This window comes from Brucella sp. GW823-FHT04E01 (genome assembly GCF_058796175.1).
Map to the genome: position 1 here is coordinate 975,900 of NZ_JBXAIK010000002.1, position 21,446 is coordinate 997,345.

A 21,446-nucleotide genomic window follows, 5' to 3' on the forward strand; every position below is an offset into this window, starting at 1 on the left:
GATAATGCGTGATAATAGATGGAAAGAACGGGGGGACGATGTCAGCGCATCGTGTAGCAGAACCGGATTTCAAAGAGCGCGTCGAGGAAAGTTTTGGTCGGCAGGCAGCCATGAAACTGATAGGCGCTGAACTGACACGGTGTGAGCCCGGTATCGTTGAAGTTGAGATGCCGTTTCGTGAGGAGCTGACGCAACAGCATGGCATTCTCCATGCGGGTATGATTTCTGCCGCTCTCGATTCTGCTTGTGGCTATGCGGCACTGACGCTGATGCCTTCCGACGCGGCTGTACTGACCATTGAGTTCAAAGTGAATCTGCTTGCTCCGGGCAAAGGGGAACGGTTCCTCTTTCGTGGCGAGGTCACCAAACCCGGGCGAACGATCATGGTTAGTGATGGACAGGCATTCGCCGTAACCGACACGGAAGTGCGCCTGATCGCAACCATGACCGGAACAATGATGGTCGTGCAGGACAGAAAAGGCCTGCAGGGATGATTAAAACTGTCGCCGGAAAGCGTCTCCTCTACGTCATGGCAGTGGATGCCGAATATGGACGTCATTTGGCGAAACTCTTTACGCCGGTCATGATCGGGGTAGGGCCAGTCGAGGCGACTGCCAATCTCGCATATGCTCTTGCAGGTCTGGCGCAGGCGGGAGAAAAGCCCGACCTCGTGGTCTCGCTTGGCTCAGCAGGCTCGGCCAGATTACCGCAAGCTGAAGTGTTTCAGGTATCTTCCGTATCCTATCGCGATATGGATGCTTCACCTCTCGGGTTTGAAAAAGGTGCAACGCCTTTTCTCGATCTTCCCAAAGTGATCGAGCTCCCGGTTTCTGTACCGGAAATCCCTGTTGCATCGCTCTCTACAGGTGCCAATATCGTTTCTGGCAAAGCCTATACGACGATTGATGCGGATATGGTCGATATGGAAACCTATGCCTGTCTGCGCGCATGCCAGCTCGCAGGAATTCCGCTTCTTGGGCTTCGCGGTATCTCCGATGGTGCAAGCGAGTTGCAGCATGTGGGGGACTGGACACAGTATCTGCACATTATCGATGAAAAACTGGCCCATGCTGTCGAGCGATTGGAGGCTGCAATTGCGGATGGTCTCCTGTCGGATCCTGACAATGGTATGTCAGTATAGGTCGATTTTTGGCAACGCACTTGTTGAGCACGATGCCTATAACCCATATAGGCATTGCATCCCGGTCACTTTTTAAATAGATGCTGCACATGAGCACCACGGCACATCCCGACACAATCCTAATCATCGACTTTGGCAGCCAGGTTACGCAGCTGATTGCGCGTCGCGTGCGCGAAGCCAGTGTCTATTGTGAAATCGTCCCTTTCCAGTCTGCGGAAGAGGCTTTCAAGCGGCTGAAGCCGAAAGGTGTTATCCTTTCAGGCAGCCCCCATTCGACGACTGATATTGGGTCGCCGCGAGCGCCGCAGGCCGTTTTCGAAGAAGGCATTCCGGTCCTCGGCATCTGCTATGGTGAACAGACGATGTGCGCCCAGTTGGGTGGTAAAGTCGAAAGTGGCCATGATCGCGAATTCGGTCGTGCTTTCTTGGATGTGCAGGAAGATAGCCCTCTCTTCGAAGGCATCTGGGCCAAGGGCACCCGTCATCAGGTCTGGATGAGCCATGGTGACCGTGTTACGTCGTTGCCTGATGGTTTTACCATTATAGGCACTTCGCCAAACGCACCTTTTGCGGCTATCGCTGACGAGAAGCGCAAATATTACGGCGTGCAGTTCCACCCGGAAGTCGTGCATACGCCGGACGGTGCAAAACTTCTTCAGAACTTCGTTCATCGTATCGTCGGTGTGAAGCCGGGCTGGACCATGGGCGCCTATCGCGAACAGGCAGTTGAGGCGATCCGCAAGCAGGTTGGTAGCGGCAAGGTTATCTGTGCGCTTTCCGGCGGTGTGGATTCTTCTGTTGCAGCACTCCTGGCGTATGAAGCCATCGGCGATCAGCTGACGTGTATTCTGGTTGATCACGGGCTGATGCGTAAAAACGAAGCTAACCAAGTCGTTGAAATGTTCCGCGAGCATTACAACCTGCCGCTCATTCTCGTTGATGCTGCTGATCGTTTCATCGGCGAGCTGGAAGGCGAAACCGATCCTGAAAAGAAGCGCAAGACGATTGGCCGTCTCTTCATCGAAGTGTTCGAGGAAGAAGCAAAGAAGCTCGGCGGTGCGGATTTCCTCGTGCAGGGCACGCTCTATCCGGACGTTATCGAAAGCGTTTCGTTTACCGGCGGTCCTTCTGTCACGATCAAGTCGCACCACAATGTAGGTGGTCTGCCGGAGCGCATGAAGATGCAGCTCGTCGAACCACTGCGTGAACTGTTCAAGGACGAGGTACGCTTGCTCGGCAAGGAACTCGGCCTGCCGGATAGCTTCATCGGCCGCCATCCGTTCCCGGGACCGGGTCTCGCTATCCGCTGCCCGGGCGGTATTACGCGCGAGAAACTCGAGATTCTGCGCGAAGCCGACGCGATCTATCTGGACGAAATCCGCAAGGCTGGTCTCTATGATGCCATCTGGCAGGCTTTTGCCGTTCTGTTGCCAGTCCAGACCGTCGGTGTGATGGGCGATGGTCGTACCTACGAATTCGTCTGTGCGCTGCGTGCTGTGACATCGGTGGACGGCATGACTGCTGATTTCTATCACTACGATATGAATTTCCTCGGCAATGCGGCAACTCGCATCATCAACGAGGTACGCGGCATCAATCGTGTTGTTTATGACGTGACGTCAAAGCCGCCCGGCACGATCGAGTGGGAATGATTTGGGTTCGCCTATCACACCAAATGTGATTTAAATCGCCGAAAACCCTTTGGATTTATGCCCGTCAGTTCTTGCTGGCGGGCATATCATTTTTATAGCTCAGCGTTGGCCGCTCCTGATCAGAACAACAACGACGCGATTAAAACTATGAGCGTTTCAAGTTCTGGACCGCGTAGGGATCGAGAGCAATCTTGGCGAACTGAGCGATGCTGACAGTCTGAGGCTGTGACGTGATGTTTACCAGCCAGAATTCTTGCTCCGTTGCAAAGGCCAGAACGTGGTCAGGCCGCGACGAAATAAGCTGCCGCCATTTTTTTCCTGCAAGCCGGGACAATATTTTTATCGTGGTGAAGAGTGGACGTTTCCCACCTGTGGGTGTCGGTTCGCCTTCATCTGCAGTAAGTCCGAAAGGTCCGGTGAGGGCTGAAAGCGTCAGGCTGTCAAGGCCAGCATTCAGCACAGATATGGCATATGCCATCGCGAAGCTCGCAGCGAATTTTCCATTGTGGCGAGGATCGCGATTGGCCATAGCAATGCGCTTGCCATTCGGGTTTTCCATCGTTCTGCTGCCATAAGGATTCTGGCGCATGGGGATGGTAGACGGCCCGATGCGATAGGGCTTATCGCCGTAGATCGCCCGCACCGAGCGGGTAATGAAAGGCAGAGCTTCCAGTGTTTGCATAACACTCAGGTCGTCCGCTGCATGGACAATCGGATTCGTGCAATGAGTGACGAAATCAAGATGCTCGCCCGGAACACGCTTGCGATTAAGCTCGGTGAAATAGCTCAGCATTCCGCCGCCAAGCTGCGCATTCAGGAATGCTGCTCTTGCTGCCGCATAAACATCTTCAAGCGGCGGGCAGGGCGGCCATTCGCTGCCGGGCGGTGTCGACTGCCGATCTATAGCCGGTGAAACAATGACCGCATCCGGGGTAAAGCCAGCCGCTTTCATGTCAGAAGCGATTGCTGTCGTCTCTTCGATGAGCGATTTCTCGCAAGGCAATGCAATTTCGAGCGAAACACGGCCTTTATGTCGGGCTGCAAGAGCTGCAAAGTCGGCAAAGGCTGAACCTTTGTGCCCTGCCAGTGGATCGTAATGAAATAACAAATCCTGCGGGCCAATTTCCTGCAACAGATCAATTGCGGCAAGGCTTGCTTTGGCTTCTTCCGGTGTGATGATGATGCCGATATTTGGCAATGTGCCGCTTGTGTCACCAAGCGTGATGCTCACCGGCTCTGCATACCGGGTGTTATTTGGTGTCGCCGCGCGCGTGTCGGAAATGTTGAGGACGATGCGCTGATGCTGGGGTTTGGCGGCTTCGATCTGGTAAGGCCATGGCAAAGCCAACGGACGTACATAGGTCTTGTAAGATGCATCGGACCAGTTGCGCTGATCTTCCATCTCAAAGGTATCGCCTTCCATGCGGCATTCGACCGTAACGCCGGGCATGGCCTCATGGGTGATCGCACGCATATCCTTGAAAGGCTGCCACGGTTCGATCAGATCGGGCAGGCGGGTCTTGTTGAGTGTGCCGTCTACATGCTCGACCCTCACAGGGGAGCCTGCCACGCCGACGATTGGATGCAGGATGCAAAAGCCGCAACGGTTGGTTTCAAAGCCTGTCGCTGTATTCGCTACGGCTTCGAAAGTGAGCGTACCACCAACACTCTCTGCCTGAATGCGGACATCAATGGTGAGTTTGGTCGCATCCGGGCCTTCGCAACGTGCCTGATAGGTGACGATGAAACCGCTGTCGCTTTGCTCGACGTTCAGATCATGGATTTGCGGATTATAGGTCCCCCAGTCGCGATCCCGCACCAGATAGGAGACGGCACGCAGAACTTCGACACCGTCGTAAGTGATGGTGCGAAGATTGCCGTCGTTCAAATCCAGGCTAAGCAAGCCCGCTTTCAGATGCGTCGGCTTAGCTTCGGTTTCACGCGTTCCATAGAGCAGGAAAAAATCGACGCTGCTCATTTGAGCAGCGCCGTAATGTCGACGCGGTTGCCGCTTGCGGCACTGTCATAGGCGGCTTCGACAAGCGCGAAAGTCTTGAGATTATCCGCACCCGATGTTGAGGTTTCTTCGCGAGTTTCCAGCTTGTCCACCCAATGCTGCTGAATGGCAAAGACGCTTTCCTGAATATTGTGCCATGGACGTGTGGCCCATGAGAGCAGTTTTGGTGAAACGTCGGAAACCGTGGTGCCGTTCGGCGTAATCACTTCAAGGCGATAACCCTGATAAAGACGGATAGAGCCTTCGGTGCCATCAATTTCAACGAGTGTTTCCGGGAAAGGATCGGTTTGGAGCTTGGTGGCGTAGCTCACATCGACAATGGAAGTAGCGCCATTTTCATGGTCCATGAGAATGGTGGCTACATCCTCGCCCTTGATTTTCGGGTTGACGCGCTTGGTGCGTGCGACGAGGCTTGTGACGTCGCCCAAGATAAAGCGCGCAATATCAAGCGTATGAATGCCTAAATCTTCGATGATGAAGCGTTCGCCTTCCGCAAGATAAGGCTGGCCGGAGAAAACATCAAAGCCCGAGCGGAAGGAAAAGCGTCCCCAGAACGGCGCGCCTATGACGCCGCTATCGAGCGCTTTACGCACGGCCTGAATAGGTGTCTGCCAGCGAAAGTTTTCATGCACCATGAGCGGAATGCCTGCTTCACCGCAGATCTTCACCATGGCCTTTGCATCATCAAGCGTTTTGGCAAAGGGCTTCTGGCAGATTGCTGGCACCTTGTGGGCGGCGGCAAGCTCCACCAGAGCACGATGGCTTGAAACTGTGGTGGCGATATCGACAAAGTCGATGCCGTCATCTGCAAACAGCGCCTCAGCATCTGTGTAGCGTCGTTCGATGCCGAACTGGTCGCCGACAATCTTCAACCGCTCAGGATCGCGGTCGCAGATCGCCACAATTTTGGCACCCGAAACGTCGTTCCATGCGTGCATCTGATTGATCGCGAAGAAACCACAACCGATGAGAGCGCCATTCAAGTCTGCCATTTTTATCCTGCTTTTGCCATTTGCATGAGTGTAACGCGCTGCTGGAGGCGGCGCTGTGCCTGATCAACTACCACGGCGATGATGATGACAAGGCCCTTGATGACCATCTGCCAGAAGGACGATACGCCCATCATGACCAGACCGTCGGAGAGAATACCGATGACGAATGCACCGATGATTGTGCCGCCAATGGTGCCGCGCCCGCCCGACATCGAAGTACCGCCGAGAACGGCTGCCGCAATGGCGTTCAGCTCGAATGAGTTGCCTGTTGCCGGATGCGACGACATTAGTTCGGATGAGATAATAAGCCCGGCGATCGCAGCACAGAAGCCGGAAAACATGTAAACGAACATCTTTACGCGGTCGACGCGGATACCCGACATGCGTGCCGCACGTTCATTGCCGCCGACTGCGAAAATCTGGCGACCAAGCGGTGTGTATCGCGCAATATAGGCTGCGGCCAGTGCGACGACGATCAGAATCCAGATCGAGACCGGAAGACCGAGAATGCTGCCCGATCCCAGGAAGGCGAAGCCGGTTGTGCCCAGGTCTTCACGGCCCACGAGGTTCGGGAAGGTCTGGCCGTCCGAGGACAGAAGAGCCAGACCGCGTGCCACATAAAGCGTGCCGAGTGTCGCGATGAAGGGCGCAACATTCAGTTTGGTTATCAATAGCCCGTTTATGAAGCCGACTGCGACACCAACGGCCAATGTGATCAGCGAGATTTCGATAATGTTGAAATAGATCGTGTAGCCGATGCCAAGATCAATCCCGTAGATCAGAAGACCGCCGGCAACCATGCCGCAAAGCCCGACAATGGAGCCGACCGAAAGGTCGATGCCGCCTGTGATAATGACGAAGGTCATGCCCATTGCAAGAAATGCATTAAGCGCAACGTGCTTCGACATCAGGATCAGGTTGGCGGCTGAAAGGAAGTTTGGTGCTGCGAACGAGAAGAAGATGAACACCGCGAAAAGCGCGATGAAGGTTCTCAGTTTCATCAGCGTCAGCAGGGCCGAGCCGCTGTTAAAGGTTGAGTCAGTGGCGGCCGTCGTCGTGTTGGCTGTCATGACGCGAGTTCCCTTGTTTGTTTGTTGTGGTCGTTGTCATGTGTGTGTCCGTGGCCCTTGGCCGATGCGGCAACAATGTCGGCTTCCGTCGCTTTATCGCGGTCGAATATGGCAATCAGCTTCCCATTGCTGAGCACCGCGATGCGATCGGAGAGCGCCATGACTTCTTCCAGATCAGAGGTTGAAAAAAGAATGGATAGCCCTTCGGCAGCAAGCCTACGCATGGTGCGGAAGACATCGGCCTTCGCACCCACATCGATGCCGCGCGATGGCTCATCCATCAGAAGAACTTTTGGATTGGTCATCAGCGCCTTGCCGATGACGACCTTTTGCTGATTGCCGCCTGACATCGAAGTGACTTCGAATTCGGGGTTTGGTGCCTTGATCGAAAGGTCTTTGATCGCCTGTTGAATGGCCTGTTTTTCACGCTTTGGCGTGATGTGGAAGACGCGAGCCAGACGGTCGAGACTTGCCAGTGTCAGATTGCTGGCAATCGACAAGATCTGCACCAGACCTTCGCGCTGACGATCTTCCGGTATGAGGGCAAGGCCGCGCCGGATGCGACGGGTCGTATCGCGTTCCTTCACTTGCCTGCCATCGATATAGATATGGCCGGTGGAGTGCCCATGCTGGCCCATCACACATTCGAAAAACTCAGAGCGCCCCGCGCCCATAAGGCCGTAAATGCCCAGAACCTCGCCCGCGCGCACGGTCAGGGAGACATCATCAACTGCAAGCCCGCCGGTTGCCCGGGGCAGGGTGATGTTTTCAGCACGAAACCGTTCGGCGCCAATCTTGTGGGTAACAGGCTTGGCAAAATCCTTGGCATCGGAGCCGATCATCGAACGCACGATCCATTGCGTATCGATATTTTTGATCTCTTCCTGGCCGGTGATTTTTCCGTCGCGCAGAACCGTGATGTAATCGCCAATCCGCATCAGTTCTTCAAGACGATGCGAAATATAGACGATTGCAACGCCCTGGCTTTTCAGCTCGGCAATCACCTTGAACAGAATATCGACTTCGGCTGCAGAAAGGGCCGATGTCGGTTCATCCATGATGACGATGCGTGCATCGAGCGAAATAGCCTTGGCGATTTCGACAAGCTGCTGCTGACCGATTGGCAGATCGGCGACGAGCGTAGTTGCACTGATGCCTGCGTCAAGGCGGTCGAGATATTCATTGGCCTTGACGACCTGCGCCTTGTGATCAATGCCACGCAAACCGCGTGTAATTTCGCGCGTGGCAAAGATATTCTCGGCCACCGTCATGTTTGAAAACAGGTTCAGTTCCTGAAAGATCATCGCAATGCCGCGCTTTTGCGCGTCGGCAGGGCTGTCGAATGACACTTCCTCGCCATCGAGAATAATCTTCCCCATGGTCGGACGCTCAACGCCCGCGATGATCTTCATCAGCGTTGACTTGCCAGCACCGTTTTCGCCGACAAGCACATTGACCGAACCACGGCGCAATTCAAGATTGGCGCGCTTGACCGCGACAATGCCTGAATAGACCTTGGAAACATCCTCAAGCTTGAGGACGATACCGTTTTTCTCGTTCAATTCCGTCTCCATGGCTTATTTCTCCAGAGAGATGGAAACAGGCGTCACAAGAGGAAGCTGGCCCTTCGATGGCAACGGGAAAGCACCTTCGGCCTTCAACTTCATGCCAACCAGATCCTCGCGCGGGAGCTTTGAAAGAACATCATCATTGACGCGGGTGTTGAAAGCCTTGCCAAATTGCGCCCAGTCGATCTGGTTGCGGAACTCGTTGAAGTTCACAAAGGACAGGCTGTCACGGATTGCGCTGCCGCGAACGGTCGGCCCGATCTGCACGCGTGCATCGGCCTTGCCATCGCCATTGCTGTCGACATCAACATAGGCTGCGCGCGACTTTGTTTCAGCGGCGACCACTGTGCCTTCAAGCTTGGCTGCAAAGGTCCAGGGGGCATTGCCCTGCTTTTCGCGATGACCGTATTTCGCTCCGGCTGCATCCGCATCTGTATTTGCAGCCTGCATCACTTCATCGAGCGTTGCAGTTTTCTCGGCAAAAAACGGCTTAACTTTTGAATCCCAGATGTCGGCAACCGAACGATCGGGATTGAAATTATCGCCGCGTGCTTCTGCGGCTTCTTCTGCTGTCGGCGTCTTGATGATTTTGCAACCCGAAAGCGCGACACCGCAGGCCAGCAGGATAATGGAAGCTGACTTCAGCACTGACATGAATTTATCCTCGGTATTAGGAGCATTTCGGGAGCGCTAATATTTGTCGGCGCTCCCGATGTCGCAAGCCTTGGGAGTTAGTCCTTCAAAGCGAAAGTTTCGAGCTTGTCTGCGTTGTCAGGATTGATGAGGACGCAGTCCATCAGCTGCTTTTCTTCAGCAGGGCCCTTACCGGTCTTGATGAATTCGTCAGCCTGAACGACAGCCATCTGTGCCTGAGCATAGGCTGGCTGAAGAACCGTTGCCTTGATGCCACCGGCCTTGATGGAGTCGCGGACATCGTTGGAGCCGTCGAAGCCGACAACGATGACGTCCTTGCGGCCTGCAGCTTCAAGCGCTGCCCACGCACCCATGGCCATGGTGTCGTTGCCGGAAATCACACCTTTGATGTCAGGATTTGCCTGCAAAATGCTCTGCATTTTGGAGAAGGCTTCGGTCTGGCTCCAGTTGGCCGACTGCTGCGCAACCATCTTCATGTCTGGATATTCATCGATGACGTCGTGATAGCCCTTGGAGCGGGTGCCAGCGTTGAGGTCGGATTCACGACCGAGCAGCTCGACATAATTGCCAGCTTCGCCCATTAGCTTCACGAATTCTTCCGCACCGAGCTGTGCGCCCTGATAGTTGTTGGAAACAATCTGCGACACTGCAACGCCTGAGGCATTGATTTCACGGTCGATCAGGAATGAAGGGACTTTGGCATCCTTGGCCTTCTGAACGGCGGCAATCGATGCTTCCGAGCCAGCATTGTCGAGGATGATTGCCTTTGCGCCACGACCGATGGCCGTATCGACAAGCTGCGACTGCTTGGTTGGATCGTCGTCATGCTGAAGGATCAGTGTTTCGTAGCCGAGTTCCTTGGCTTTGGCTTCAGCGCCCACGGCTTCAGCTTTGTAGAATGGATTGTCGTGCGATGGTGTGATGATTGCGATCAGATCAGCGGCCCATGCTGGCATGACAACACCGCCTGCCAATGTTGCCGAGATGGCTGCAATCGCAAAACCGCCCGCAATTGTCCTGCGTGTAAACTTCATATTTTCCTCCCAAATCAAGCCCCGTTTCCCAAGAGGCGGTAAAAAAGGGGAAGGCGCATTACGCCCTCCCGGATAACGTCACGTAATGCGACGAATGCTTTCTGCGATTTCTTCCGGTTCGAAAACGTTTTTCCAGTCGTCGCGCATCAGCGCAGGAATGCCGAATTCGATTGCCTTGTTGCAGGCATCGGAGAATACGCCCTGGACTTCGCCAAAGATGACGGCGCCGAGAACATTCATGTGGCCGAGCAGGAAGTCGCGCGCTGCTTCTTCAGGAACGCCGCGACGAACGGTTTCATCCATGGCCTGCTTCATGACAACGAGAAGCGAAGCTGCAACGGTTTCCGAAAGACCCGGTTCGAGGATTGCGAGTTGCTCAACGGTTACGCGATGCGAGCGCATCACTGGTGCCCAGATGACCTTGGCGATTTCTTCGCCCAGTGCATAAGCTTCTTCCGGTCCCTGCATCAGAGCCGAAACGATGTGCTGCTTTGCAAACAGACCGCCGAAGTGGTCCTTCTTTGCTTGCATATCCGTTTCGTCGTTGAAGATCGGCGGATGGCAAGGATGGGTCACGAAATAGGTGAGGTCTGCACGTTCTGGCAGATGGCCGGCAAATGGCGCGGCTGCGTCGAGTGCAACAACCATCGTGCCCGGCTTCAGCTTGTCAACGATGGATGAAGCAACTTTACCGATGATGGTATCCGGCACAGCCAGAATGACGACTTCTGCGCCTTCAAGACCCGCATCAACATCGATGGTGTCGATGCCGAGGTCGTTCTTCAGGCGTGCCTTGCCTGCGTCGCTGACTTCGATGTGACGGACGTCAAAGCGCGAACCTTTGAGGTTCTTGGCCAGACGGTAGCCCATCTTGCCGCCCGCTCCGAACAAAGCGATAGCTGTCATGATTGTAGTTCCTTCCCAGACTTTTGGTAGCTTAACTGGTATAACCAGTCAATGAGTATTCCAGATTCAAGCGGTCAGGCCGTCGCGAATCTGACTGAAATAACCGTCAGAACCGACCTGACCGCCCTTGAGGGCAATCTGGAGGCCGTTGGTGGCGGCGTGAGCGCCGTGTGCCGTGCAAAGCGGCGACCCCGGAGTTTGTGGAAGCGGCAAAAGCGTGGTGAGTGCATCGACATGCAATTCACGCAATGCGTGGCTGGAAGTGTCGCCGCCTGCAATGACTGCGCGGGTAAGACTTTCGCGCTCAACAAGGCTGCGGAGGATGAAGCCGAGGCTGCGGGCCAGCTGGTGGCGGCTGCCTGCAATCTTATCGATTTCTGTACCGCGATCAGCCGACGGACCAAGGGCGGTGTTGAGGATAACGCTGTTGCCCTGCTGGAGCGCTTTCTGGCCGTCAGCAATGGCAGCTTCGATTGCCTGATTGCCATTCTCACCCAGAAGATCGAGTGGGTTGAGATCAATGCCGGTAAAGCCCGATGCGGTCGCGTGGCGGATCTGACGTTCCGTCGTCGGTGAGACGCTTCCTGAAACGACCGCAATGCGGTCAGCCTTGCCGGGAAGCGGAAAATCTTTTTTCGTGCCGATCAGTTCGGCCTTGGCCCATGCGGCCAGAAGCGCATATTCAACGCCCGACGAGCCTGCAACGAACCAACCCGCATCAGGACGCAGACGCCAAAGCTGTTCACCTGCCTGCAACTGGCTTTCATGGCTGTCGACGTCGAACAGCAACATGCCGTCAGCATTTTTGGCAATGGTGTTTACGCGATCATTTGCATCTGCGGCTGAAAGCGCTACGAGATCAGCAAGCACTGTTTTCAGTACGGTCTGCTTTGCCAGATGCACGCGCAGGTCTGCTTCATGCATGGGCGTGACCGGATGGTGGCTCATGACCGGATGGCGGTCGATGCGGTAGGTTTCGCCCTGATAGGCCGCAAAGAGATTGCCGAAAGCGGTGTAACGCTTGAGCTGCGGCGCACCGACAATCAACGGCACATAGGCCTGATTAAAGATCGCTTTGCCGATTTCAACAGCCTTACCGATATTGCCGACATGTGGTGCGGAATCGAATGTCGAGCAGACTTTGTAATGCGCAATCGCAGTATTCAGGCTTTTAAGCCAGTTGAACGCTGGCGTGAGATTTTCCTGCATCCATTCCGGCGTTTCGCTGCGGCTGGTGCCTGCAAGACCGATAGCCTTGCAGTGTGAAAAGCGCGAAAGAAGTTCTTCATCCGGCACATTCATGAACAGTACAGTGTCGACGCCGTTGGAAGCCATGGCTTCCATAACATCGGTCGAGCCTGTGAGGTCGTCACCGTAATAAGACAACAGCAGTTCGTTGGAAGCCTGTGACATTACTCGCCACCTTTCCCGAATTTTGCGAGCGAGGCTGCAAGTTCGGGGTGATCTGCGGCGTAAGTTTCAAGCGGGATACCCGCAACTGCTGCTTCCCATGCTTGCTGCACAGCGCGAACACCGGCAGCTGGGCCACCTGGATGGCTGACAATGCCGCCGCCGCACAGATAAAGCAGGTCTGTCGTGCGGCCCGTGCGCTCATAGGTTTCAGGCGCCTGTCCACCCCATTGCCCGGAACCGGCGACAGGAAGCGGGCAATCTGACGGGTCGAACAGCGGCGTGCTGACAGCCTTGAACGAATTGACGAAGCTTTCGTCCGGCTCCCAATATTTGACGCGGATGCCGTTGATCTGGAACTGATCGACGCCGAGCAGCCGCCAGAACTGCTGATAAACGCGGAAATCCATACCGGCGCCCGGATTGCGGGTCAGGATGTCCCAACCGTTGCGATGGGCATGAAGCACGAGGCCCGAGCGCTTGCGCAAGAAGCTCATGCCCCCAAAGCCAACCGAGTTGATGTTGACCACAGCGCAATTGCCGCCAGCCTCTAGCACCATGTCGTGGTTGCGCATCATGACGTCAGGATCGGCATGGGAGATGCCGAAAGCATACATCACCTTTTTGCCGGTCTTCTGTTCGTGATTGAGAATGAGCGGCATGATCGCGGCGATGCGCTCTTTAAGCGGCGAGTAGGCCGGGCTCATCAGCTTTTCATCGTCCTTGATGAAATCGACGCCCGACTCAATGAGTTCGCCTACGAGTTCTGCTGTCTCATGTGGACGCAGACCGAGTGCTGGCTTGACGATGGTGCCGATGATCGGGCGCTTTTCAACGCCTGTCAGACGACGGCTTCCGGCAATGCCGAATTGCGGACCCGGATGCGCGCTTTTGAAGGCTTCCGGCAGCTTCATATCGACAACGCGGATGCCGGTCATGCCCTTGATCGAATAGACGCCGCCAACGGCAATTGTCATCAGCGCTGCTAAATCGGTGCCGATAGCATCAAGCGGAAAAGCAATATCGACGTCAGCGCGCTTGATCGGCCCGTGACCTGGCTCAAGCTCCGGCCATGTAGGCACCATTGCGTCTTCAAGCGGGCGAATTTCGAGAACACGTGCTGCAACCCGCGCCTTCAGTTCTTCCGTCTCACCCGGAACGGCGACGAAAGTGCCGGTCGACTGATCGCTCGCGATCTTGGCGGCCATCTGTTCGATGCTGCCGGTTGTCTCAATGCGATAGGTCAAACAGATGTTCATCGGAATTGTCGTCACTCACGGTTTTCGTTGCGCCTACAATAAGCGCATGGTGTTTGAGTGCGAACTGGTATAATGAGTATTCCAATATCTGCAAGCGGAAAATTGTTAACCGGTCGCGAGAGTGTGGGTAACGGCTTTCCTCAGAGCATTTGAAGATGCATAAGGGAGAAAAGCTCATGAGCAGTGAGACGCAATGACCCAAGCAATTGAACCCATCATTCGCCGCAAACTATCCGACGAAGTTTTCGACCGGCTCGAAAACATGATTACTTCCGGTGAATTGACGCCGGGCGACGAGATGCCGTCCGAGCGCGTTCTGATGGAGCGTTTTGGCGTCGGACGTCCCGCGATCCGCGAGGCGATGCAGTCACTTGCCAAGATGGGACTGGTCAGCATCTCGCATGGTGAGCGTGCCAAGGTTTTGAAGTTGACGGCAAAGTCGATTTTTCAGCAGGTGGATCCGACTGCGAAGATCATGATTGCGCAATCGATGGACACGCTGGAAGATTTGAAGAGCGCGCGAATTTTCTTCGAGCGCGGTATTGTTCGCGAGATTGCACAGAAGACAACGGAAGATGATATCGCCGAGCTGCGGGAGATCATCGAACGGCAGCGGAAATCGCTCGGTGATGCAGACGCATTCATCGCTGCCGATATGGAGTTTCATGTCCGGATAGCTAGAATTGCTGGCAATCCAATATTGGTCGCAGTAAGCGAAGCTATGCTGGCTTGGCTGAAAGAGTATCACACTCATATGCTTATCTGGACAGGCAAAGAGAAATATACCCTTGTTGAACACGAGGAAATATTGGATTGCTTGTCGGCTAAGGATGCGGACCGCGCCGAGGCTGCCATGCTCCGACATCTTGAGCGGTCGCGCACGCTATACAAGAAAGAATAGAGCTTCTCGCCTGAAAGCTATTGTCGTTTCATCAGGCAGTAGACCAAAAGCGAGGAGGCGATGGCCACGATTGCAGAAACCAGAATTGCAACCGAGAAGCCGGCAGAATAACCTCGCATGGCAAGTTCGGTTGCGGCGATCCTCGCTGAAGGTGCGACCATACCAAGTGCGTTGGGCAAGTCGCCCGCGACTATCGCGTCAGCAAAATTTTCACGGCATGTCGGATCGTTGCAGCCCGCCTGCATTAAGTGAGTCCGGACAGCACTTGCAAGCACTCCGCTCAGGACCGCGAAGCCGAGCAGAATGCCGGTAAATCGGGCGGTTGTGCTGATGCCCGATGCCATCCCGGCACGGTCGCGTGCAACGGTACTCATGATCGCTTTCTGGGTTTCACCATTCAGCAAGCCGCCACCGCTCCCAATCAGAAACATACCGGACATAACGATAGACCAGGCGCCGGAATGTGCGCCGAAGCTTGTCACAAGACTACCGATACCCACGATCATGAGTCCAAAGGACAGAATTTCCCGTGACGACATTCTCTTTCCGAGAAAACGCCCGACATTGGGGAAGATCAGCATCGCGCTTGCAAATGGAAGCATAGCAAAACCAGCTTGCAATGGCGGCTGACCGAAGCCGTTTTGAAGGAATAGCGGCAGCATGGACGCCATCACTTGAGCGCAGGCTGCATAGGCAAACATCGCCCAAACCCCGCCTATAAAGCGAGGATTGCGAAATAGGCTGAGATCGAGCATCGGACGCTGCTGGACAGTCTCCGCAACCAAGAAAATAGCCAGACCGGCCAAGCCGCCGACAAATCCTGCAATCGCGGTTGAAGAGGTCCAGCCATGTGCCTGTCCATTGATAAGTCCCCATGTGAGGCCGAACATTGTACTCGCAAATGCAACGATGCCGATTGGATCAACGCGCCGCGCATTTTCATCTTTTGAATCGGTGATGGAACGCAGCGTAGCCAGTGCCAACACAATGCCGATAGGTATGTTTATGTAGAATGCCCAGCGCCAGCCGAGACTATGGGCGATAAGGCCTCCGATAATCGGTGACAGCACCATGGTCAGGCCCATGATGCCGCCCCAGATTGACCATGCACGGTTACGTTCCTCATCGCGATGGAACGTATGGCCAATGATCGCGAGCGCAGGCGCGAGCTGGAAGGCGGCACTGGCGCCTTGCAACGCGCGAGCAAGGTAAAGTGAAGTGGCTGAATCTGCTACACCACAAAGCCAGGATGAGAATGCGAACGCACCAATTCCAATCAGAAAGACAGTGCGACGCCCGAACCGGTCGGCTAGAGCGCCAGCTGGCAAGAGCAGCGACGCGAAGCAAAGGACATAAGTGCTGATGACCCACTCTACGTCAGCAAAACTTGCCGAAAATTCCCGTGCAATGGTCGGTAGGACCATCGCGACAACATTTGTGTCCAGCACGGTCATTGCGCAACCGGTCGAGGCTGTCAGCAAAATGAAAGTTGAATTGGTAACGCGCGGCGCGGATGCGAGAACAGTTGTCATTTGATTGTCAATGCTGCTGCACCAGCCTTCGCAATCTGCTGGTCATGATCGGTTGTGTCGGCTGATACGCCAATGGCGCCAACAATCGTACCATTCACCGTGATTGGAACTCCTCCGCGCATGAGTACGAAACCGCGCGCCGTGATAGCGGCAGGGCGAGCCCCGTTGATAGCATCCTCGAGAGCGCCGCTTTCCCGACGGAAAAGCGCGGCTGTGCGAGCTTTGCCGGGCGCGAGCTCGACGCCAGCGGGTACTGACGCGTTATCCATGCGTATCGTGAGGATCGGCAGACCTTCTGCATCGACGACTGAGATCACGCAGGGCCAGCCGTTCGCTGTCGCTTCTTTTTCGGCAGCAGCTACGACGGAGCGGGCAGCTTCAAGGGTAAGATAAGGCTTTGTCGGCAATTCGATTGCCAATGCCGGGAAGGCTGCGGCGAGGGTCATCGTTGCGGTCAACGAGGCGAGGATTCTGACAGAATGGGCGGACATTGGACTTCCTTCATTACATTTGAGGTGCCAATAAACAGGATGTTTGAATTTCTTTCATTCGTGGTGTTTTGAGATAATATTAGTTTTTACCTAATTATTGGAGCCACTCATGGACCTCAGGCATCTTCGTTATTTTTTGACACTCGCTGAGGAGCTTCATTTTTCCAGAGCGGCAGAACGGTTGAACATTGCGGCTCCGACGCTCACGGTTCAGATACAGGAAATCGAGCGGCGGCTCGGTACGAAACTTTTCTTCAGAACCAAACGCTCAGTCGCAATCACTCCCGCGGGTGAGGTGTTTCTGAAGGAAGCGAGATTGGTGCTGGATCAATTCAATAAGGCGGAAAGTGTCGGCCGCAGAGCTGGACGAGGGGAGATCGGGCGGATCGAAATTGGCTATGTCGGCTCGGCGGCTTATGCCGGAGCCTTGCAGATGCAAATCAGTCGTTTCTCGCATGATTGGCCCCAAGTGGAGCTTCATTCGCGCGAATTTCCGATGGAGGATCTACCGAAGCTCATTGAAGGCGGGCATCTCGACATTGGCTTCGTCCGTATGCCGATGACGCTCCCACCGTCACTCGGCGCCTATGTTTTGCTACGAGACTATTTTTGTCTGGCGCTGCCCTCTGACCATCGGCTTGCGGTTGCTGAGGTGGAGAACCAGTACGCTTTTCTTGCAGAAAGCCGGTTTATTCTGCCGGAACAGGAGGCGGGCACATATGAAGTCGCGAAACGAGGAAGCTTCACTCCGAGGATTATTGCAAAGCCGGGCGGTCTTCTTGCTGTCCTGACACAGGTATCGCTGGGTGCCGGTATATCGGTCATACCGGGCGTGGTGAGAAACGTCGTGCACATGCCCAATACGGTTTTCCGTCCAATAATCGGAAAGCCGATCATGTCGGAAGTGGCCGCCATTTTCAGAAGTAAGGAATACGCGGTCAGTGTCAAAAATTTCATCGACCAAATATGCGCTTCGCCACCGATCCAGCTTGACTATAAGCGAAATGAACAAACAGTGTGAAATATATTTCATACACTGAATTATATTGACAGTCGCGTTTCTTTGCGATTAGCTATCAATACTGGTCTTCGAGGAGGAGGGCCGGTCTTCATAAAGATCAACGGCGTTTTTTGGGACGCTTTCCGCGCGTTTGGGAGGGGCTTTGGCCTCGAGGAGGACACTTGCGCAAATTTCTGAGCACGACCGCAATGGCGGTTCTTGCGGCAACGCTTCTGGCCGGTTCCGCAACGGCAGCCGAGACCGAGAATCCGTTCCGCTGTAAACCGGGCGAAAAATATGTGATGAACGTCATGGTTTCTGGCGTTGAATACTGGTTTCCCGTCTATGAAATGTTCAAGCAGGCTGGCCAGCAGTTCGGCTGCGAGACGGAATATACTGGCACACCGGAATATGACGTGAACAAGCAGATCGCCACGTTCGATCAGGCGTTGGCGCAGAATCCAGCTGGTATTCTTGTTCATCCGATGAACTCCGACCCGTTCATCGAGCCCATCAACCGGGCGATCGATCAGGGTACGGCGGTCGTCACATTTGCAGCAGATTCTCCGTTGTCGAAGCGTGTGTCCTTCATCACCTCGGACAACACACGAGAAGGCACCTATGCGGCCGATGCCATCGCCCAGAAAATGGGCGGCAAGGGCGAATATGCTGTTCTTGAAAATCCGGGGCAGGATAATCACGACAAGCGCATTGCGGCTTTCATCGCCCGCATGGAAGAGAAGTGGCCTGACATGAAGCTGGTTGGTCGTGCTGCTTCCAATCAGGACCCGACGAAGGCGTATCAGGGACTGTCGAGCCTCATTCAGGCCAACCCGAACCTCGGTGCGGTTTTCATGCCGGAGGCCAACTCCGCAATTGGGGCTGCTCAGGCGAACAAGGAAGCCGGTGGCAAGGTTCTCGTCATGTGTGCCGACGTCAACGCCAACATCCTCGACATGATCAAGGCTGGTGAAGTCTTCGGTTCGATCAATCCGAACCAGGGCATGCAGGGCTATATGGGCTTCATGCTGCTGTGGCTTGCCAAGCATCCGGAACTGATCGACCCGATGAATGACGCCAAGCGTTCCGGCTTCAACCCGATGAGCATTCCCGTTGTCGATAATGGCCTCTCGATTGTGACCGCAGAAAACGCGGACGACTTCTATTGGGACAAATATCTGAAGCGTCGCGGTACTAAGGGCATTGAGGAATAGGCTCCGTTCAAGAAGCCATCCGCGCCCTGTGGTGCGGATGGTTGGAATGGAGAGGGAGGAAAAAGATGGCTGAACCGGTGCTTACCATCCACGGTGTAACCAAGCATTTCGGAGCGGTGAAGGCGCTGACGCAAGTGGATTTCAGGCTTGAACGTGGTGAGGTCCATGCGCTCTGCGGCGAGAACGGTGCTGGTAAATCGACACTGATGAGCATTATCGCTGGCGTTTTGCAGCCGACTGAAGGTGAGATACGCATTGACGGCAAAACCGTTCACATTGCCTCCCCCGCCGTGGCGCAATCGCTTGGTATCGGTCTGGTGCATCAGGAAATAGCGCTTTGTCCGGACGCTACAGTGGCCGAAAACATGTTTATGGCGACGACCAATCGCCGTCGTTCGCCGTTCATGAATTACCGCGCGCTGGAACGTGATGCGCAGATCGTGATGAACCGCCTGGCGGCTATCGATGTTCGGCAGAAGGTCGCCAACTTGCCGATTTCTAGCCAGCAGCTCGTGGAGATCGCCAAAGCGCTGACACTCGACTGCCGTGTGTTGATTCTGGATGAACCGACGGCTGCGCTCACCGAAACCGAGGCACAGCAGCTCTTTTCGATTGTCCGTGATCTAAAGGCGAATGGCATTTCCATCATCTATATCAGTCATCGTATGGCCGAGATTTTCAGCCTCTGCGACCGGGTGACGGTTTTCCGCGATGGTCGTTATGTATGCACCGATCGCATTGCAGATGTGAAACCCGACGATGTGGTGCGTCGGATGGTAGGACGAGAGATCACGCAGCTCTACCCAGATAAGCTTGGATCACACGAGGCGGCAGGCGAAATTATTCTCGAAGTCGACGGCATTGGCGATGGCGTGCGCTTTAATGACGTAAGCTTTGCCGTTCGCAAAGGTGAAATTCTTGGTGTCGGTGGCCTTATCGGATCGGGGCGAACGGAGATTGCCGAAGGTATCTGCGGCCTTCGTCCACGCACCGCGGGAACAGTTCGCCTCCATGGCAAGACACAGAAGATCAGTTCATATTCCGACGCAGCCAAGGCCGGCATTGTTTATCTTTCAGAAGACCGCAAAGGTTCTGGCGTATTCCTGGAGATGTCCATCGCGCAGAATATTTCCGTGCTGGACCTGAAATCATTGACCAATGCCGCCGGACTTCTGAACGGTCGAGCCGAGGCTGCACTTGCAGAGGATTTTGCGAAACGGCTTTCCGTGCGCATGGGTGGCATCGAAGCGCCTGTGAAATCACTTTCAGGCGGCAATCAGCAGAAAGTGGCAATCGCCAAGCAACTGGCGGTAAAGCCCAAAGTCATTCTGATGGATGAACCGACACGGGGCATTGATGTCGGCGCAAAGGCGGAAATTCATCGCCTGCTGCGGGAGCTTGCGCGTTCCGGTATTGGCATCATCGTCATCTCGTCGGAAATGCCGGAACTGCTTGGTCTTGCTGACCGCGTGCTCGTCGTTCGGGAAGGGCACATCGCGGGAGAGCTTTCTGCGGACACCATGTCGGAAGAGGCAGTGATCCTTCTTGCTTCAGGCGTTGGCGCGGAACGGGCATCGCATCATGCCGCATGAAAAGAAAATGGGAGAGGGTGAAATGGCAATCGACACAATGGCAGCGGCTGCGCCAAAAAATTCGTCGATAAGGCGCATCGGAACCATGCGTGAAGCCGGTTTGATTGCGATCATTCTGGCATTGGCCGTGGTGATGAGTTTTGCGTCGCCGCATTTTCTGACGCTCGGCAATTTTCGTGCGATGTTGATGAGTTTCTCAGTGGAAGGCATCGTCGTGGTGGGGATGACGATCCTGTTGATTGTCGGGGGCATCGACCTTTCGGTGGGCTCGGTGGTCTGTTTCTCCATGGTCCTTTCCGGCGCACTCTTTCTGGCTGGGCTCGATCCATGGACGGCTTCGCTTGTAGGCATTGCGGCGAGCGCAGCCATCGGCGGTATTATGGGTTTCTTTGTAACCGTCGTTGGCCTCAACCATTTCATCACGTCGCTGGCAGCCATGGTAATTGTGCGTGGCCTCTGCCTTATCATCACCAAAGGAACGCCGCTGTCGCTTTTCACGCTGCCGCCAAGCTTTAAAGCGGTGGGGCAGGGCACATTCTATGGCATCCCCTATGTCATTTTGATTTTCGTCGTCGTCGTCATTCTGTTCGACTTCCTGCTCCGTCGCGCCACGGCCTTTCGCAAGGTGTTCTATACCGGCAGCAATGAGAAAGCGGCGCTCTATTCAGGCATCAAGACGAACCAGGTCAAATTCTGGGTTACGGTGTTGTGCTCGACGCTCGCCGGTGTTGCAGGCGTCATTTATATGTCCCGCTTCGGTGCTGCTACGCCTACTTTTGGTGTTGGCATGGAGCTGAATATTATCGCTGCCGCAGTCATCGGCGGTGCATCGCTCAGCGGCGGTTCAGGTACTATCCTTGGCGCTATTCTCGGCATGGCTCTGCTTTCGCTGGTCACATCCTCGCTGATCCTTCTCAATGTTTCGGTGTACTGGCAGGACATGATCAAGGGCTGCATTCTTCTTGCCGCTGTTTCGATCGACCATTTCCTGCACAAGCGGAAGGCGTCCTGAT

General features: G+C 54.9%; 19 protein-coding genes. 8 read left to right on the forward strand and 11 right to left on the reverse strand.

Annotated elements, in window-relative coordinates:
* The first annotated feature begins 38 nt into the window (after nucleotides 1–38).
* The 3 genes from AC1RHM_RS09925 (at nucleotide 39) to guaA (ending at nucleotide 2,793) form a co-directional block, all read left to right on the forward strand.
* Entirely contained in the window at nucleotides 39–494 is a 456-nt protein-coding gene (locus AC1RHM_RS09925) for a PaaI family thioesterase (RefSeq protein ID WP_010661020.1), read from the forward strand.
* Nucleotides 491–1,141: a 5'-methylthioadenosine/S-adenosylhomocysteine nucleosidase gene (locus AC1RHM_RS09930; protein ID WP_010661021.1), complete on the forward strand. Its 651-nt coding sequence runs from the start codon at nucleotides 491–493 to the stop codon at nucleotides 1,139–1,141. Before AC1RHM_RS09925 ends, AC1RHM_RS09930 begins: the two co-directional genes overlap by 4 nt.
* An 89-nt stretch (nucleotides 1,142–1,230) precedes the next feature.
* Complete coding sequence (gene guaA / locus AC1RHM_RS09935) at nucleotides 1,231–2,793, forward strand: glutamine-hydrolyzing GMP synthase (RefSeq protein ID WP_010661022.1); 1,563 nt, start codon at nucleotides 1,231–1,233, stop codon at nucleotides 2,791–2,793.
* A gap of 145 nt (nucleotides 2,794–2,938) precedes the next feature.
* Here the strand turns inward: guaA and apnL are convergent, their stop codons facing one another.
* The 9 genes from apnL to oiaX all read right to left on the reverse strand — a co-directional run bounded on the left by apnL (nucleotide 2,939) and on the right by oiaX (nucleotide 13,703).
* Nucleotides 2,939–4,771, reverse strand: coding sequence for a D-apionate lactonase (gene apnL, locus AC1RHM_RS09940; protein ID WP_010661023.1), 1,833 nt, complete (start codon nucleotides 4,769–4,771; stop codon nucleotides 2,939–2,941).
* Complete coding sequence (locus AC1RHM_RS09945; protein WP_010661024.1) at nucleotides 4,768–5,802, reverse strand: Gfo/Idh/MocA family protein; 1,035 nt, start codon at nucleotides 5,800–5,802, stop codon at nucleotides 4,768–4,770. Before AC1RHM_RS09945 ends, apnL begins: the two co-directional genes overlap by 4 nt.
* Nucleotides 5,803–5,804: 2 nt before the next feature.
* Nucleotides 5,805–6,872, reverse strand: a complete 1,068-nt coding sequence (locus AC1RHM_RS09950) for an ABC transporter permease (protein ID WP_010661025.1) — start codon at nucleotides 6,870–6,872, stop codon at nucleotides 5,805–5,807.
* Nucleotides 6,869–8,446: a sugar ABC transporter ATP-binding protein gene (locus AC1RHM_RS09955; RefSeq protein WP_010661026.1), complete on the reverse strand. Its 1,578-nt coding sequence runs from the start codon at nucleotides 8,444–8,446 to the stop codon at nucleotides 6,869–6,871. Before AC1RHM_RS09955 ends, AC1RHM_RS09950 begins: the two co-directional genes overlap by 4 nt.
* A gap of 3 nt (nucleotides 8,447–8,449) precedes the next feature.
* A complete protein-coding gene (locus tag AC1RHM_RS09960) occupies nucleotides 8,450–9,094 on the reverse strand; it encodes a DUF2291 family protein (protein ID WP_010661027.1) in 645 nt (214 codons plus the stop codon).
* A 77-nt stretch (nucleotides 9,095–9,171) separates the two neighbouring features.
* On the reverse strand, nucleotides 9,172–10,128 hold the full coding sequence (locus tag AC1RHM_RS09965) for a D-ribose ABC transporter substrate-binding protein (protein ID WP_010661028.1): 957 nt from the start codon (nucleotides 10,126–10,128) through the stop codon (nucleotides 9,172–9,174).
* Between the two features lie 78 nt (nucleotides 10,129–10,206).
* Nucleotides 10,207–11,034 carry a phosphogluconate dehydrogenase C-terminal domain-containing protein gene (locus tag AC1RHM_RS09970; RefSeq protein WP_010661029.1) on the reverse strand — a complete coding sequence of 276 codons (828 nt, stop codon included), beginning with the start codon at nucleotides 11,032–11,034 and terminating at the stop codon, nucleotides 10,207–10,209.
* Between the two features lie 66 nt (nucleotides 11,035–11,100).
* The gene (locus AC1RHM_RS09975) at nucleotides 11,101–12,447 is read right to left on the reverse strand and encodes a four-carbon acid sugar kinase family protein (RefSeq protein ID WP_010661030.1); all 1,347 of its coding nucleotides are present in this window, start codon (nucleotides 12,445–12,447) and stop codon (nucleotides 11,101–11,103) included.
* Nucleotides 12,447–13,703: a 3-oxo-isoapionate-4-phosphate decarboxylase OiaX gene (oiaX, locus tag AC1RHM_RS09980; protein WP_010661031.1), complete on the reverse strand. Its 1,257-nt coding sequence runs from the start codon at nucleotides 13,701–13,703 to the stop codon at nucleotides 12,447–12,449. The genes AC1RHM_RS09975 and oiaX overlap by 1 nt, the downstream gene beginning before the upstream one ends.
* A gap of 193 nt (nucleotides 13,704–13,896) precedes the next feature.
* On the opposite strand from oiaX, the gene AC1RHM_RS09985 reads away from it, so the two are divergent.
* On the forward strand, nucleotides 13,897–14,604 hold the full coding sequence (locus AC1RHM_RS09985) for a transcriptional regulator NanR (RefSeq protein ID WP_010661032.1): 708 nt from the start codon (nucleotides 13,897–13,899) through the stop codon (nucleotides 14,602–14,604).
* A gap of 17 nt (nucleotides 14,605–14,621) precedes the next feature.
* Here the strand turns inward: AC1RHM_RS09985 and AC1RHM_RS09990 are convergent, their stop codons facing one another.
* Together AC1RHM_RS09990 and AC1RHM_RS09995 are read right to left on the reverse strand one after the other, a co-directional pair.
* Nucleotides 14,622–16,136, reverse strand: a complete 1,515-nt coding sequence (locus tag AC1RHM_RS09990; RefSeq protein WP_010661033.1) for an MFS transporter — start codon at nucleotides 16,134–16,136, stop codon at nucleotides 14,622–14,624.
* Nucleotides 16,133–16,627: a GlcG/HbpS family heme-binding protein gene (locus AC1RHM_RS09995; protein WP_010661034.1), complete on the reverse strand. Its 495-nt coding sequence runs from the start codon at nucleotides 16,625–16,627 to the stop codon at nucleotides 16,133–16,135. Before AC1RHM_RS09995 ends, AC1RHM_RS09990 begins: the two co-directional genes overlap by 4 nt.
* 109 nt (nucleotides 16,628–16,736) lie before the next feature.
* On the opposite strand from AC1RHM_RS09995, the gene AC1RHM_RS10000 reads away from it, so the two are divergent.
* From AC1RHM_RS10000 to AC1RHM_RS10015, 4 genes are all read left to right on the forward strand, one after another.
* Nucleotides 16,737–17,648, forward strand: a complete 912-nt coding sequence (locus tag AC1RHM_RS10000) for a LysR substrate-binding domain-containing protein (protein ID WP_010661035.1) — start codon at nucleotides 16,737–16,739, stop codon at nucleotides 17,646–17,648.
* A 161-nt stretch (nucleotides 17,649–17,809) separates the two neighbouring features.
* On the forward strand, nucleotides 17,810–18,841 hold the full coding sequence (locus AC1RHM_RS10005; protein WP_010661036.1) for a substrate-binding domain-containing protein: 1,032 nt from the start codon (nucleotides 17,810–17,812) through the stop codon (nucleotides 18,839–18,841).
* 65 nt (nucleotides 18,842–18,906) lie between these two features.
* Complete coding sequence (locus AC1RHM_RS10010) at nucleotides 18,907–20,433, forward strand: sugar ABC transporter ATP-binding protein (protein WP_010661037.1); 1,527 nt, start codon at nucleotides 18,907–18,909, stop codon at nucleotides 20,431–20,433.
* Between the two features lie 22 nt (nucleotides 20,434–20,455).
* Nucleotides 20,456–21,445 carry an ABC transporter permease gene (locus AC1RHM_RS10015; RefSeq protein ID WP_010661038.1) on the forward strand — a complete coding sequence of 330 codons (990 nt, stop codon included), beginning with the start codon at nucleotides 20,456–20,458 and terminating at the stop codon, nucleotides 21,443–21,445.
* Nucleotide 21,446 lies beyond the last annotated feature (1 nt).